The sequence below is a fragment of the Bradyrhizobium barranii subsp. barranii genome (assembly GCF_017565645.3).
Lineage (GTDB): Bacteria > Pseudomonadota > Alphaproteobacteria > Rhizobiales > Xanthobacteraceae > Bradyrhizobium > Bradyrhizobium barranii.
In genome coordinates this window covers 5445307-5459277 of record NZ_CP086136.1, presented here as the reverse complement: position 1 = coordinate 5459277, position 13971 = coordinate 5445307, and the positions used below count along the sequence as shown (strand labels likewise).

The 13971-nt window shown below is 63.4% G+C and carries 13 protein-coding genes; all 13 read right to left on the bottom strand.

What is annotated here, in order from left to right; genetic code table 11:
• Positions 1 to 20: 20 nt before the first annotated feature.
• On the bottom strand, positions 21 to 1049 hold the full coding sequence (locus J4G43_RS26260; RefSeq protein ID WP_208086761.1) for a DUF1214 domain-containing protein: 1029 nt from the start codon (positions 1047 to 1049) through the stop codon (positions 21 to 23).
• Positions 1050 to 1060: 11 nt separating this feature from the next.
• On the bottom strand, positions 1061 to 2002 hold the full coding sequence (locus tag J4G43_RS26255) for an HlyD family secretion protein (RefSeq protein WP_208086760.1): 942 nt from the start codon (positions 2000 to 2002) through the stop codon (positions 1061 to 1063).
• Positions 2002 to 2241, bottom strand: a complete 240-nt coding sequence (locus J4G43_RS26250) for a DUF3302 domain-containing protein (RefSeq protein WP_071914082.1) — start codon at positions 2239 to 2241, stop codon at positions 2002 to 2004. Before J4G43_RS26250 ends, J4G43_RS26255 begins: the two co-directional genes overlap by 1 nt.
• Before the next feature lie 32 nt (positions 2242 to 2273).
• Entirely contained in the window at positions 2274 to 2798 is a 525-nt protein-coding gene (locus J4G43_RS26245; protein WP_321576269.1) for a hypothetical protein, read from the bottom strand.
• 112 nt (positions 2799 to 2910) lie between these two features.
• Positions 2911 to 4596: an arylsulfatase gene (locus J4G43_RS26240; RefSeq protein ID WP_208086759.1), complete on the bottom strand. Its 1686-nt coding sequence runs from the start codon at positions 4594 to 4596 to the stop codon at positions 2911 to 2913.
• 91 nt (positions 4597 to 4687) lie between these two features.
• The gene (locus J4G43_RS26235) at positions 4688 to 6082 is read right to left on the bottom strand and encodes a BatD family protein (RefSeq protein WP_208086758.1); all 1395 of its coding nucleotides are present in this window, start codon (positions 6080 to 6082) and stop codon (positions 4688 to 4690) included.
• On the bottom strand, positions 6079 to 7602 hold the full coding sequence (locus J4G43_RS26230; RefSeq protein WP_208086757.1) for a vWA domain-containing protein: 1524 nt from the start codon (positions 7600 to 7602) through the stop codon (positions 6079 to 6081). Before J4G43_RS26230 ends, J4G43_RS26235 begins: the two co-directional genes overlap by 4 nt.
• Positions 7595 to 8593, bottom strand: a complete 999-nt coding sequence (locus tag J4G43_RS26225; RefSeq protein WP_208086756.1) for a VWA domain-containing protein — start codon at positions 8591 to 8593, stop codon at positions 7595 to 7597. Before J4G43_RS26225 ends, J4G43_RS26230 begins: the two co-directional genes overlap by 8 nt.
• Positions 8586 to 9059, bottom strand: coding sequence for a DUF4381 domain-containing protein (locus J4G43_RS26220; protein ID WP_208086755.1), 474 nt, complete (start codon positions 9057 to 9059; stop codon positions 8586 to 8588). The genes J4G43_RS26225 and J4G43_RS26220 overlap by 8 nt, the downstream gene beginning before the upstream one ends.
• Before the next feature lie 10 nt (positions 9060 to 9069).
• Positions 9070 to 10056 carry a DUF58 domain-containing protein gene (locus J4G43_RS26215; protein WP_208086754.1) on the bottom strand — a complete coding sequence of 329 codons (987 nt, stop codon included), beginning with the start codon at positions 10054 to 10056 and terminating at the stop codon, positions 9070 to 9072.
• A gap of 7 nt (positions 10057 to 10063) precedes the next feature.
• Positions 10064 to 11083, bottom strand: a complete 1020-nt coding sequence (locus tag J4G43_RS26210) for an AAA family ATPase (protein ID WP_208086753.1) — start codon at positions 11081 to 11083, stop codon at positions 10064 to 10066.
• A 76-nt stretch (positions 11084 to 11159) separates the two neighbouring features.
• On the bottom strand, positions 11160 to 12797 hold the full coding sequence (locus J4G43_RS26205) for an arylsulfatase (protein ID WP_225005100.1): 1638 nt from the start codon (positions 12795 to 12797) through the stop codon (positions 11160 to 11162).
• 29 nt (positions 12798 to 12826) lie between these two features.
• Positions 12827 to 13816 (bottom strand): formylglycine-generating enzyme family protein, encoded by a 990-nt coding sequence (locus tag J4G43_RS26200; RefSeq protein ID WP_208086752.1) that lies wholly within the window; start codon positions 13814 to 13816, stop codon positions 12827 to 12829.
• Positions 13817 to 13971: the final 155 nt, after the last annotated feature.

The following is a 13971-nucleotide window of genomic DNA, read 5'->3' as shown; positions in this document are numbered from 1 at the left end:
AACCTCCATCTGTTCGCCGTTCAGCTCACGGGCTTCGGCTCCGGGAATTTCCACTTGCCGTTCAGGACTTCGGGGCGCGGCCGATAGAGCCGGACGGTGTAATTCCAGCCCTTCATGATCGGCAGGCAGTTCGGGATCTTGCCGTCACAGCCACCGAACTGGACCACCGTGGCGCCGTCGGCTGATTTCGTCGCCGTCAGATTGTTGAGCGAGTAAGCGTTGTAGGGGTTCTTCTCGAAATAGCCCTCGGCGTTGTAGAGACTGATCGACCAGAAGCCGTCCACCGGCACATTGCCGGGGACGGTCAGCTTGTAGACGGTGCTGCCGTCGTTCTTCTCGGGGGTGACGCTGAGATAGGTGGCGTCCTTGTCGGGATTGCCGCCCCATCCCGCGGCGGTCGCGATCAGGTGCCGGATCGGATCGACCTGCCCCTTGGCGCCAAACGCATTCTTGAAGCCGCCTGCGGTTGACGACAGCACCAGGAGGGCGTCCCGCACCTTCTTCTGACTGACCGTATCCCAATTCGGTATCTCGAACTTGCCGGGCGCCTTCTGGCTGATCGTGACGGCGTCCTGGACTGCGCGGACCTTCTCGACATCCTTGGGATCGTTGGGATCGTTGGGATCGACGAGGGTTCGAAGCCCGATCAGCGCATAGCGTGTGCCGACCCTCTTCCGATCGTACGTGTAACTTCCGGCGCGATACTCTATGTCGCCGACGATGTAGTGATCCTCGTTGACCACCATCAACGACCGGAACCGCTTGCCAGCGTCCGGCAACTTGATCGTTACCGGTCCCGCATCGAGATCAACGACGGCCATGGAGTACAGCGTGTCACGATTCGACCGGATGACGCCCTGCTTATCAATCGCCATCGGCTCGCGATGGTGAAACAGCTTACCGATGCCACCGGCGTCCTTGACGCCGTTGCCGAAGTACAGGTCGGATTCCGCGCGCCCAAAATTATCGACCGTCACCGGGACCGGCGACTGCGCCTGCGTGGCCGAGGTGAGGATGAGGAACGAAGCCGTCAGCACTGCTCTTTTCATGCGCCCTCTCGCTAGAACGGATTGACGTAATTCAGGATCGCGACCTGCCGCAGGATCACGCGGCGCACGACGTGGGTCGGTTTGACGTGATCGGTGTAGATCGCAGCCGTTCCGGCGCTGCCGGCCGGCAACCGTTTGACGAAATCGGCGTCGTCGAGCTTGACGCGCACGACGAAGGGGGCGGCCTCGATGGCTTTCGGCAGGACTGCCGTGCCCGATGTCTGCACCTGTCCGGTCGCGATCGCCTGGAGCACGCTCTCGACCTTGCCGGAGTAGATCTGCCCAGGTGCGAATTTGAATGTGGCCTCGACCTCCTGGCCGGGCGCCACGTAGCGCGCATCGTTCTGGTTGATCTCGACGCCGATGATGGTGCTTGAGACGTCAATGAACGCCATCACCGGCGCCAGCGGCAGGTTCGCCACGCGCGCGCCCTTGCGCAGCGCGAGATTGGTCACGTAGCCGTCGGCCGGCGCACGCACGACCGTCTTGTCGAGATTCCATTGCGCGGCCTCGAGCTGGCCGGAGAGCTGGTCGGCCTCCGATTGCCGCTGCTCGACATCGAAGCCGCGGCCGGCGTCGCGCTCGTAGAGCTGCGTCATCTGGCCGAGGCGCGTCTTGGCGAGCTTGAACTGCGCGTCGATCGCCTTGACCTGCGCCGCGTAAGGCGTCGGGTCGATCTTGAACAGGACATCGCCTGCCCTCAGCGGCGTGTTGGCGAGAACCGGAACATCCGTCACCTCGCCCGCCACATCAGGCACGATCGAGACCGCATTGCGCACGACCAGCGCATTGCCCTGCGGTGCGCCCCACCCCATCGGGATCAAGAGCCCGAACAGCAGCAGCACCAGCACGATCGCGGGCGACGCCTTCCAGAACAGGTTGAAGCGCACGATGCCGAAGTGGACAAGCAGGAAGAGCAGCACGAGGTAGGTGTTGAAGATCGCGACGCCCATCACGCATCTCCCGCTTTCCGCGCGGGCACGTCGAGATAGGCCCAGATGACGGCGATCGGCCACAATGCGAAGCCGAAGAACAGCGTGATCCAGCCGGCGACCGTCACGGCCTGCGCATGCGGATGGTTGCGCGACTTTGCGATATGCCCGGGCAGCCATCCGGCGATGCAGACAACGCCGATCGCGCTCGCCAGCAGGATGACAAGCACGATCCAGGCGAAGATGTCGTAACCGCTCATGACGACTGCCTCATCGCATCAGGGATGCTCTATCATTGGCAGTAGTCCCAAAAACCCTGCGTGCGGGATGGATCGGTGTAGTACCAGCACATCCCCGGCGCGGGCGCAGCACCCGCCCAGGCCACAGCCGTGGCCGCTGTCACGAAGCCGATCGCAGCACCGGCGGCGATCGCGCCGCCCCTCGGCCAGTGGTAATAGCCGGGTCGCGCCCAGCCGCCGCGCCCGGCCACAGCCGTGGTGCTGCGGACGGCGACGTTACCGCGCGGTCCGACCACTGCGGTCCGGCCGCGATAGGCCGCGCCTCGGGGGCTGACCACGGCGCCGCCACGATGGACCACCGCCCCACCACGCGGCCCCATGGCAGCCCCGCCGCGGCGAACAGCGGCACGCACCTCGATGAGATCGGATGATCCAGTCGCACCCTGTTGGATTGCCGCCGGCTGAAGCGGTGCCGCCGACACCGTCCCGACCGGCAGAGAAACGCCGGTCGCCAGTGCCAGCAGGCAGCTCGTTAACGGAAGCATGCGCACACGCTCAGGCATCATTGTGTCTCCCACTGTTATCACTTCATTGTTGAACATTGCCCGCAGCAATCGTCCTCGTCGTTGCGATGTTCCTGTGCTGCTGCGAGCCCTCATGATGCCCTTGCTTCCTCCCATTGCGCTCACGCTACTGTGGCTTCATGCGTTCGATCTCACCAAGTCGCTTTAATGCTGCCTGCTGTCGGAGCAGGCCGTAGTTGATCCCGCTCGCATTCAGCGAGCTGCCCTCCTGGAAGGGGAACTGATCGAAGTCGGCGAAGAACTCCTTGATCTTTCCCTGCACCGGCACGATCAGCCACATGTTCTGGGCCAGGAACTGGATGGCTCCTCCGCCTTCCTCCATGCCGCGCTCGTAAGGATCCATGCGCAAGTTTGCGATCAGCGCCCATGAGGGCACTTCGCGGGTTGCGGTCGCAATGTTTCCCTTGGACGCTACTGCAAAGCTCAGCTTCCAATCGTTCCACCTGATGGCGTTGAGATTGCCGCCCTGATCGAAGTAGTAGAGCGAATCCCGCGGCGGCGTCGTTATCTCACCCTTGAAAAAGGGCAGGAAGTTATAGCCGTCGAGGTGAACCTTGAAGTTTTTCCCGCTGGCGGTGAAACCCGCCTTCATCTTCTCCTTGATGTCAGGTATTCCCGCCGCGGCGCACAAAGTTGGGAACCAATCGATCAGCGAGATGATCTCGTTGTATTGCGTGCCCGGTTTCACGACGCCCGGCCACCGCACCATCATCGGAATGCGCATGCCACCTTCCCATGTCGTACCTTTTTCGCCGTGGAAAGGCGTTTGCGCGCCGTCGGGCCACAGAGCAAGCTCGGCGCCGTTATCGGTGGTGTAGAGGACGATGGTGTTGTCGGCGATGCCGAGATCGTCCAGTTGCTTGAGCAACTCGCCTACCATTCCATCATGCTCGACCATGCCGTCGGCGTGGATGCCCTTGCCCGTCTTGCCGAGCGACTCCTTCTTGAGATGCGTGAAGATGTGCATTCGCGTCGAGTTGAACCAGACGAAGAACGGTTTGTCCGCCCTAGCCTGCCGGCCAATGAAATCCTTGGCGGCGCCCAGGAACTCCTCGTCAACCGTGGGCATTCGCGCGGTGTTGAGCGGGCCGGTGTCCTCGATCTTTCCGTCCGCGGTTGATTTGATCACGCCCCGCGGCCCGAACTGCTTCCGGAAATTGGGATCCTTCGGATAGAAATAGCCTTCCGGCTCCTCTTCCGCATTGAGGTGATAGAGATTACCGAAGAACTCGTCGAAGCCGTGCTTGGTTGGCAGATGCTCGTCGCGGTCGCCGAGATGGTTCTTGCCGAACTGGCCCGTGGCGTAGCCCTGCGTCTTCATCACGTCCGCGATCGTCGGCATCCAGTCCTGAATGCCATGGGGATCGCCGGGCATGCCGATGGTGAGGAGGCCGGTCCGGAACGGCTCCTGGCCCAGGATGAACGAGGCGCGGCCGGCGGTGCAGCTTTGCTGGCCGTAGGAGTCGGTGAAGATGGCTCCTTCGCGCGCGATGCGGTCGATGTTGGGCGTGCGATAGCCCATCATACCCATGGTATAGGCGCTGATCTGGGGAATGCCGATGTCGTCGCCGAAGATGACGAGAATGTTGGGCTTGCGGCCCGCGGTGGGCGCAGCAGCCGGCGCCGCCGAAGGGGCCGCCTTCTGAGCCTGCGCCAATGCCTGCGATGTCAGCGCCGCTGTTGCGACGATGGACGATGTACCAAGCAGCACGGCGCGGCGATGAATCGCCGAATGGTCGCCACGGGTTGAATCAACAACGGTATTATTCTGCTTCTTCGTCTCGTTGATCATTCGACGCTCCCTGATTTATTCGATCTTGGTTGTCGTGGATGAGGGCGAATCTAGATCGTCCGTTCCGTCTGAGTGACCTCCTGTCTTTTGCTTATCTCGCGGGCTTTCGATACGCGGTGACCTTCGGGGTCCCGACCGGGTTCAAATGCGGGGGCAGACCTGTCGTGGCCCGGCTTCCGGCGCGTGGGCGCAGCCTGCGGCGGGCGGCGACCACGCGGTGCAGCAGCCGGCGTGGCGACCAATGAGCCGGATTGTGCCGATTTCCGAACAACTCGCTCTCGATCGCATCAAGCTGGCGGTCGAGCTCCGGATCGCGTGCGACGGCCTTGAAAGCTCCAGCCGTGATTGGAGGCTGCGTCGCGTTGAGATGCGGCAGCCATTCAAGCAGCAAGAAATAGGATGCTCTTGCGTCGCGACGGCGGATCGCACGGCGCAGCCGGCTGAAAGCAAACGCCTCCGACTGAAGATAAGCCTGGTGCCGACGATGAAGACTGGCCGAAACGCGACGTGCCATACGAGGCGCAAACCAAGCGATCCCGGCCGTGGCGGCCACCACAAGCAGGGCCGTCAGCCAGTGGTCGAAGATAAGGTCGACGATGCTATCCCACGTCCACCGCCGAACGAATTGGTTCGAAGAAGCTGGACCCGCCACCGCCGAGGTCAAGATTCCCTTGAGAGGCACGGCCTCGAGATGAACCTGCTCGACCTTGCCGCTACCGACATTCCACCAGCCGATATCGACGGACGGAAGCGCATAATCACCTGCCCGCTCCACCATATACGTTGCAGAATCGACGCGGGTCGACGTCATGACGTCGGAGCGCCCGTCGACCTTGTCCTCGAGCTTCGGCTGCGCCGGATAAAGCTTCAAGCCATCGACAGACGGGAATTGCTGAGGCGGCAGCAGCATCGCCGGCGTGCCTTCCGCCCGGATGGTGATGGTTCGTGTCACGGCGTCACCGGCCTTGAGCGGGTCAGACGAACGCTTGACGTCCTGCTCGGCGGTCAGGCTGTTGGCCGATACGAACGGGCGAAGCGCGCTCGCCGCATCCGGAATGAATGCTTCGAATGACACGCGTGGCAGCGCGACAGCCACCTCACGGGTGGCTGGCGGCTCGGCCGCATATTTGATCCTGACGCTCTGGTCGGCGACGGCGTAGGACCCCGGCTCCTGCGGCGAGATCGCGTATTCAAACCGCACACTGGCATAGGGCACGCCATCGCGCTGCTCGCTGGTGTTGACGCTCTGCAATTGTCGCGTCACCGCGTTGCGCACCTGAAAATCCGGCAGTTCGGGCGGCGACGTCATGTAGTTCGGCGCCAGGACCATGACACTCAACGTGGTTTTCTGCCCAACCACGACTCGCGGCGGGTCGATGGTCACCTGCACGATCGGCTCGAGCGCCACTGATTGCTGCGCATACACAGCCTGCGACGGGAGCGCGCCGCCGAGCAGCAAGGCGATGAAGCCGATCCAAACTCTCACTGCGACGCCCTCCCCTGGGTTGGAGCGGCCGCCTGGATCGCGAATTTGAGTTTGAGGAAATCCGCAGGTGAGGTCTGGACCTGACGCATCCAGGCTTCGGCGGCGCCGGCAGTGGTGACGTCCTGCGGTGTGACCGTGATCTTCTTTCCGCCTTTCTGATTGGGATCTACGCGCATCTCGTCGGCCTTCTCATCCGGCGGTGCAGGGTCATCCTGCTCCTGCTTGCGGCGCTTGGCTTCACGCGCATCCAGCGCCGCCTGAACGATGGCGCGGTTCGTCTTCGCGGTGGCGTTGCCGGGCTGCGCCTTGAGCACCTCGTCATAGGTCTTGAGCGCTTTCTCATAAGCGTGGTTCTGCGCCTGCGCGTTGCCCAGCGCGAATTTCCCCTCCAGCGTGTCAACGCGCGAAAATTCCTCGGCAGCGGCGAGAAAATCGTATGCGCGGTAAGCCGAGATGCCGCGCCACATTGGATCGGCAAACGTCGTTTTCGCGGCGGCATAGTCGCCACGGTCAAATGCAAGCCGTCCCTGTTGATCTGGCGTCAGCCAAAGATTGGTAAAGCGCGATGTCTCCTCGGCTCTCGAAGCGCTGGCGTGCGTCACGATGAAGAGAGCCAGGACCCACGCCACCGTCGTACCGCGCCGGAACCAGAGCAGACTCAACAGCGCCAGCGGCGGCAGCAGCCAATAGCCCTCATCTCGCCATTGCATGCCGAACGCATCCCCCTGGGCGGCCTGGAAACGCGTCTCGATCCGGCGCTCCAGTCGTACGATGTCCGAGCCGTCGATACTGACCCGGATGACGTCCGCGCCGGCCAGCAGCGCCGATGTGTCCGGGCTGACCGCGAATATAACGAGACCATTGCGGCCGGCAGCCTGCCGGACCGTGGCTGCATCCGCGGTCCCGAGATCGTCCGCGACCAGCAGGACTGTTCCGGGAACCGGTTCGGCCGCCAGCGCGTCGGCCGCCAGCGCGACCGCACCCGCAACGTTCTTACCGTCCGCCGGCATTAGCCCTGGCTCAAGCGCGGCCAGAAACGGCTCGATCACGGAGCGGTCGTCGGTCGGCGGCATCACCAGGTGCGCGGTGCCGGCAAAGGCCACGAGCCCGGTCCTGGCGCCCGCGCGGGCCGCAAGCAGATCCCTGATCTTCTGCTTGGCGCGTTCGAGGCGCGAGGGCGCCACATCGGTCGCATTCATCGACGACCCGACTGCGAGCGCAATCATCAACGGTGCCTTGTCTTCGACAAAGGGCGGAAGCTCGCGGCGCCAGGTCAGACCGGACAGGCCAATGATGCCGAGCAACATGCCGGACGCGACGAGATAGAGCGGGTTGATTTGGCGCCCTTGTCCCGGCCGCACGATGAGATGCGTCAGCAGATGCGGCGCGATCACGCCACCCCATTGCGCGCGCACATCCTGCCGGCGAAGCAGCACGGCAAACACGGCAGCGAGCGGGATCAGCGCGAGCAGCCAGAGTGGGCGCAAGAGATGGAAGGACATGGTGGCTGCGTCACGCATGGCTGATGCTCCGCATCCGGCGCCACTCGCTGCCGAGCAGGAGACAAAGCCACAAGAGCAGACCGATCGCGATGGCCAGGCCGAACGGCCATTGAAACAGCGGCAGCTTCGGCCGCCATGACAAGGTCTGAAGCTTGGCCGGCGCGAGGCGATCGATATCGGCATAGATCGCCTGCAACTGCGCGCCATCCTCGGCGCGGAAAAAGTGCCCTCCGGTGGTGTCTGCGACATGCTGCAAGACGGCGAGGTCAACGCGGTTCTCACCCGAGGCGGCGGGATCGCCGACGCCGATGGTGTAGACCGTGACATCGTTCTGACGAGCGATATCGGCGGCGTGCTCGGGCGGCACTCGGCTCGCCGTATCGTTGCCGTCCGTCAGGAGGATCAGGAGCTTCTGTTTCGCCATGCTGGCTGCAAACGTCTTGATGGCAAGACCGATCGTGTCGCCGATCGCCGTCTGCTGGCCGGCCATGCCGACCCTCGCCTGATCGAGCAATTGCTGCGCCGTCTGGAGGTCTTGCGTGAATGGCACCTGCACATAGGCCCTGGTCCCGAACAGGATCAGGGCGACACGGTCGCCCTTGCGGCGGGCGATGAAGTCTGTGACCACACGCTTGATGCCGTCGAGACGCGTGAGCGTCGTACCGTCCGGCGCCTTGAAGTCGAGCTGGTCCATCGATCCCGAAATGTCGATCGCCAGGATCAGATCGCGCGCGGAGACCTCGCGGGTCACCGGGTCGCCGACCCATTGCGGCCGGGCCAGCGCCACAACCAGCAGCGTCCAGATGGCCACCGCCGCGACCATCTGGACGGCGCGGCGTTCGAGGACGACCGCACCGCGCTGTGGCGTCTGTCCAGTCGCCGCCGCCAGCCTGTCGAAGAAAGGCACCTGGATCGAGGCCTGGCGTGCTCGGTATGGCGGCAGCAGCCACCACGCCAGGACTGGCAGCGGCAACAGCAGAAGCAGCCATGGCCACGCGAATTCAAGCATGATGCCCCCTGATCCAGCGGCGCAGGAGACGGACCAGCGATTGCAGATCGGCGCCATCGGGCGGAATCTGCCGATAAGGACCGCTCGCGAGCGGGTGGCCCACGCCGTGAGAAAACTCCTCGCCTCCATAGCTGCGATCGAGGAAGGCCAGCCATGCCGGCCCGACCAGTGGCGCCACTCGCTCGCGCGGAAAGGCCGCGAGCGCCGTGCGCCGCACCAGCAAGGTCAGCTTCGACAACAGCTCCGACGGCACCGAATTGCGCGCATGCTCGATGCTATCAAGCTCCGCGAGCGCTTCGCGGCGATAGCGGTTGACGCGGCGCAGATGCGTCACGCGCCACACGGTAGCGCAGATGGCCGCGAGCAGCAGGGCGATCGCAAGCCTCGCCTCCCAGGTCTGTGGCCAAAGGCTGACCTCGCGCGGCAGCGGAAAGTCGATCAGGCCGGCCACCGGGTCGGCAGTCACGGACGTAGCCTCAGCCAAAGGCCGCCCCCGTCTGGTTATGCGGGGCCGCGCGGCCACGACCGGCCGGCAGACCACCAAGAAGACGCCGAAGCTGCGCAGCGGTGTCCTCCGCCGCGCTCAGCGGCAGCACGGGAATTCCGAGCTCGCGCGTCCAGTCGAAGATGCCCTTCAGGCGGTCCCGGGTGAGCTGCGATACGCCCTTGCGGACGCTGTCACGGCCGACATCGAGCCGGATCTGCAACTCGCCATCGGTCACCGTCATGCTGGCCGACGGTGGCAGATCGCTTTGCAGGGGATCATGGACCATCGCAGCGACAACGTCATTGTGCCGCGCCAGCGCGGCGACCATATCGCGCGTGTCAGCGTCCGCGCCGTCGAAATCGCTGATGATGATCACGGCGGCATCGTGCGGTGCCCGACGCCTTGCATGATCGAGCGCGGTGTTGAGCATCGCCGGTGCGGACACCAGACCGCGCCCGACGCCGAGCGCGTGGTTCTGCGCGACGACGGCCGCGAGGATCTGGAGCACGGTCGCCCGGCTACGACGCGCCCTCACCTCGATGCAGTCTCGATCGTTGAACACGACGGCGCCGACGCGATCGCCGACGCCTAGCACCCGCCACGCCCCGATCGCTGCGGCCTCGGCCGCCGTCACCGATTTCATCGCATGCCGGCTGCCGAAGAACATCGACAGGCGCTGATCCACCACCAGGATCGTCTGCCGGTCGCGCTCCTCGTTGAAAACCCGGATATGGGGCTTGCGCAGGCGCGCCGTCACCTTCCAGTCGATCGAGCGGACGTCGTCGCCGGGACGATAATCCCTGATCTCCTCGAAGTTCAGGCCACGGCCCCGCATGCGGGAGGCAAAGCGGCCGGACAAAAGGCTATGCACGGGCTGGCGCGGAAGGAAGGAGACCTTGCGTCCGCGATGTTCGAGCGCGATCAATTCGTGAAGACCGACATAGACACCTGGCATATTGGCTGATGTCTCGGTCATCACGGCCTCAGGCTGCTGCAACCAGCTCAGTGATCTTGTCGATCACCTGATCGGGCGTAACGCCCTGCGACACCGCCTCGTAGCTGAGGATAATGCGGTGGCGCAGGCAGTCGTGGATCACCGCGCGCACATGGTCGGGCGTCACGAAATCGTATTCATCGAGCCAGGCACGAGTTCGCGCACAACGGTCCAGCGCCAGACTGCCACGTGGGCTAGCGCCGACTTGGATCCATTTGCTCAAGGGCTCGCCATAGCGCCCAGGGAAGCGCGTCGCGTAGATCACGTCGACCATGTACTTCTGAACGAGGTCGGAGACGAAGATGCCGTCGATCTCGCCACGTGCGTCCAGGATCGCCTGCTGCGGTATCGGTGGCGGCTCCGCTGTGCGATCCTTCGGCGCTTGTGCGTTCTCGGTGCGATTGAGCCGGATGATCTCGCCTTCGGATGCCTCGTCGGGATAGGTGATGACGACATGCATCAGGAAGCGGTCGAGCTGCGCTTCGGGAAGCGCATAAGTGCCTTCCTGCTCGATCGGGTTCTCGGTCGCGAGCACCATGAACAGGTCCGGCATCTTGTAAGTCTTGCCGGCAACCGTGACCTGGCGCTCCTCCATGGCCTCGAGCAGCGCGGACTGCACCTTGGCCGGAGCGCGGTTGATCTCGTCGGCGAGCACAAGATTGGCGAAGATCGGCCCTTTCTGAAATTCAAACTGTCCACCCTTGTCGGTCTGGACGTAGATCTCGGCGCCAGTCACGTCCGACGGCAGGAGATCCGGGGTGAATTGCACGCGCGACAAATCGGCGGCGAGATGCTTTGCCAGCGTCTTGACTGCCCGCGTCTTGGCGAGACCGGGCAGGCTCTCGATCAGAAGATTACCGTTGGCAAGAAGGCCAATCAGTATGCTCTCGACCAGATGATCCTGCCCCAGTACGGACTTTCCGATCCGTGACTTCAGCTCCAACACGGCGTCGCGGGCGGGCGAGCTCTTCGAGGATTCCGGCTCTGTCACAGCTTTCAACTGATTCATGCGAAGATCGGCGTTGCTGTCGATGAGAACGAGCCCTGCCGCCAGACTCAGCGGCGGGGCTCATGTGCTTGTCGCGCTATTTCGGTGCCGTCTTGTCGAGCGTTTTCATCAGCCCCTCGACCATCTGGTCGATGCTGAAGCTAGCGGAGCGTTGGCTCGGCGGATAGTCCTTGAAGGTCTGCAGAAACGGCGCCACCCGCCAGGTACCGTACTGGATCAGATAAGCATTCTTGGCGAGCCAGTCGTAGTACTGGTCGGAGACTACGTCGGCCCGCTCGAACGGGTCCATCCGCAGGTTGAAGACCTTCGGCGCCCGCAGACAGGTGAACGGATTGGCCCAGACTTCGAATCCGCCGGGCTTGCGCTGCTCGCAGAACACGATCTTGAAGTCGCCGTAGCGATAGGCAACGACTTCGCCATCATCATTGAGATAGTAAAAATCGTTGCGAGCCGACTTGCCCTGCCCCGTCAGTAGCGGCAATTGGTTGTACCCATCGAGATGCACCTTGGCGGACTTGCCATTGAGGCTCGTTCCCTTGAGCAGCCGGTCCTTGATGTCGGTATCGCCGGCTGCAGCCAGCAGGGTCGGAAACCAATCAAGACCCGACATCATCTCGTTGGAGACGTCGCCGGCCTTGATGCGGCCAGGCCAACGAACCATGGCCGGCACACGGAATGCGCCTTCCCAGTTGGTGTCTTTTTCGCTGCGGAACGGCGTCGTTGCGGCATCCGGCCAAGACCATTGGTTCGGGCCGTTGTCGGTGGTGTAGATGACAATCGTATTGTTGGCGATGCCGAGCTCGTCGAGCGTCTTCAAGAGCTTGCCGACATCCCCGTCGTGCTCGATCATGCCGTCCGCATAATCGTTGCCTGGCATGCCGCTCTGTCCCTGCATGGACGCGCGCACATGGGTGAAGGCGTGCATGCGGGTCGTGTTCATCCAGGTGAAGAACGGCTTGTTCGCCCTCGCCTGCCGCTGCATGAAGTCAATCGCGGCCGCCGTCGTCTCGTCGTCGACCGTCTCCATCCGCTTTCTATTGAGCGGGCCGGTGTCCTCGATCTTCCCGTCGGCGGATGCCTTGAGCACGCCGCGCGGGCTGTTGCTCTTGGTGAACGTGGTATCGTTCTTGGGATAATACGGGCGCTCCGGCTCCTCCTCGGCATTGAGGTGGTAGAGGTTGCCGAAGAACTCGTCAAAGCCGTGTTTGGTGGGGAGATACTCGTCCCGATCGCCGAGATGGTTCTTGCCGAACTGGCCGGTCGCGTAGCCGAGCGGCTTGAGCGCCTGTGCGATGGTCACGTCGCGATCCTGCAAGCCAACTGGCGCGCCAGGGATACCGACCTTGCACAAGCCAGTGCGCAAGCAGACCTGTCCGGTGATGAACGTGGAGCGGCCGGCCGTGCAGCTGTTCTCCGCATAGTAGTCGGTGAACATCATCCCTTCATTAGCGATACGATCAATGTTCGGCGTCTTGTAACCCACGACCCCGCGCGTATAGGCGCTGATGTTAGACTGGCCGATGTCGTCACCAAAGATGACGAGGATGTTGGGCTTTGCCGTACTGGGCTGCTGAGCAACTGCGGGCGATCTGACGAAAGGCGACAGGCTCGTCGCGACCAGAGCCACCGCGAGCAGGCCGCGAAGCAGCGGTCTACGGCCGCTCTCGATCGGATTTGCTTTAGCGTCGGCCTTGTCTTTGACGTCGTGGCTCATGTGACATTCCCTATGTGGCCGAAGGCCCATTATGATAGTGGAGACTCGGGTGACCGCACCACGCACCTGAATCCGACATGGCTGGTCGAGGTATCGACCGGCTCGGCGTGGCGCGCCGCGGGGCGGTAGCGACGGCAATAGTTTGGCGCGCAGAGATGCGAGCCGCCCTTCAAGACTTTGCGCGGGATGCGGATGTCGGGTTGACATGGATCAAAGCTCGCCTCCTCGCGGCCGCCGCGGGGATTTCTGGGAATGCAGCAAGGCTTTGCGGCATCGGCGGCATGCTTTGACGACCACCAGTCCGAGGTCCACTCCCAGACATTGCCGATCATGTCGTGGAGGCCGTAGCCGTTCGGCGGGAAAGCCATGACCGGCGAGGTACGCTTGAACCCATCCTCGCCGAGATTCTGGACGGGGAAATTGCCCTGCCAGATGTTGGCCATGTGCTTGCCGCCGGGCATCAGCGCATCGCCCCAGGCGAACTCCTCGCCGTCGAGGCCGCCGCGCGCGGCGAACTCCCATTCCGCTTCCGTCGGCAGCTCCTTGCCGGCCCAGCGGGCATAGGCTGCCGCATCGCTATAGGAGACGTGCACGACCGGATGGTCGTCGAGGCCCTTGATGTTGCTGCCGGGGCCGTAAGGATGACGCCAGTTGGCGCCGCGCATGAAGGACCACCATTGGCTCCAGTCGGTGAGATCGGTGATGCGCGGCAGCGGCGAGAACACCAGCGAGCCGGCGTAGAGCATCTCCTTCAGCGCGCCGGGATAGTCCTTGGGGTCGGGAACGATCTGCGCCTCGGTGACGTGGCCGGTCGCGTTGACGAATTGCTTGAACTGCCGGTTGGTGACGGAGGTGCGGTCGATCCAGAAACCGTCGACGGAGACGCGGTGGCTCGGCGCCTCCTCGGGATAATGATGGTCGGATCCCATACGGAAGGTCCCGCCGGGAATGAAAACCATCTCGCCGGTCTTCACGTCGTCCGGCAACCACTCGCAGTGATCCGTATCCGCCCGCAGCATCGTGGAAACTCCGATACGAGTATTCCACCCGATACTATGGCGCGGATTTCAGCAGGCGTCGACGAGAGCGCATTGCCCGGCATTCTGGACGCATTGTCTGGTCCCCTCTTCTTGGCGCCGAGGGTGCGAGATGGGTGTCGTAGACTTGCGTCAGC

Excerpts from the sequence above, each read along its gene's own strand:
- J4G43_RS26260 (WP_208086761.1), bottom strand. The coding sequence starts at position 1,049 with ATGAAAAGAGCAGTGCTGACGGCTTCGTTCCTCATCCTCACCTCGGCC.
- J4G43_RS26255 (WP_208086760.1), bottom strand. The coding sequence starts at position 2,002 with ATGGGCGTCGCGATCTTCAACACCTACCTCGTGCTGCTCTTCCTGCTT.
- J4G43_RS26250 (WP_071914082.1), bottom strand. The coding sequence starts at position 2,241 with ATGAGCGGTTACGACATCTTCGCCTGGATCGTGCTTGTCATCCTGCTG.
- J4G43_RS26240 (WP_208086759.1), bottom strand. The coding sequence starts at position 4,596 with ATGATCAACGAGACGAAGAAGCAGAATAATACCGTTGTTGATTCAACC.
- J4G43_RS26230 (WP_208086757.1), bottom strand. The coding sequence starts at position 7,602 with ATGCGTGACGCAGCCACCATGTCCTTCCATCTCTTGCGCCCACTCTGG.
- J4G43_RS26225 (WP_208086756.1), bottom strand. The coding sequence starts at position 8,593 with ATGCTTGAATTCGCGTGGCCATGGCTGCTTCTGCTGTTGCCGCTGCCA.
- J4G43_RS26215 (WP_208086754.1), bottom strand. The coding sequence starts at position 10,056 with ATGACCGAGACATCAGCCAATATGCCAGGTGTCTATGTCGGTCTTCAC.
- J4G43_RS26210 (WP_208086753.1), bottom strand. The coding sequence starts at position 11,083 with ATGAATCAGTTGAAAGCTGTGACAGAGCCGGAATCCTCGAAGAGCTCG.
- J4G43_RS26205 (WP_225005100.1), bottom strand. The coding sequence starts at position 12,797 with ATGAGCCACGACGTCAAAGACAAGGCCGACGCTAAAGCAAATCCGATC.
- J4G43_RS26200 (WP_208086752.1), bottom strand. The coding sequence starts at position 13,816 with ATGCTGCGGGCGGATACGGATCACTGCGAGTGGTTGCCGGACGACGTG.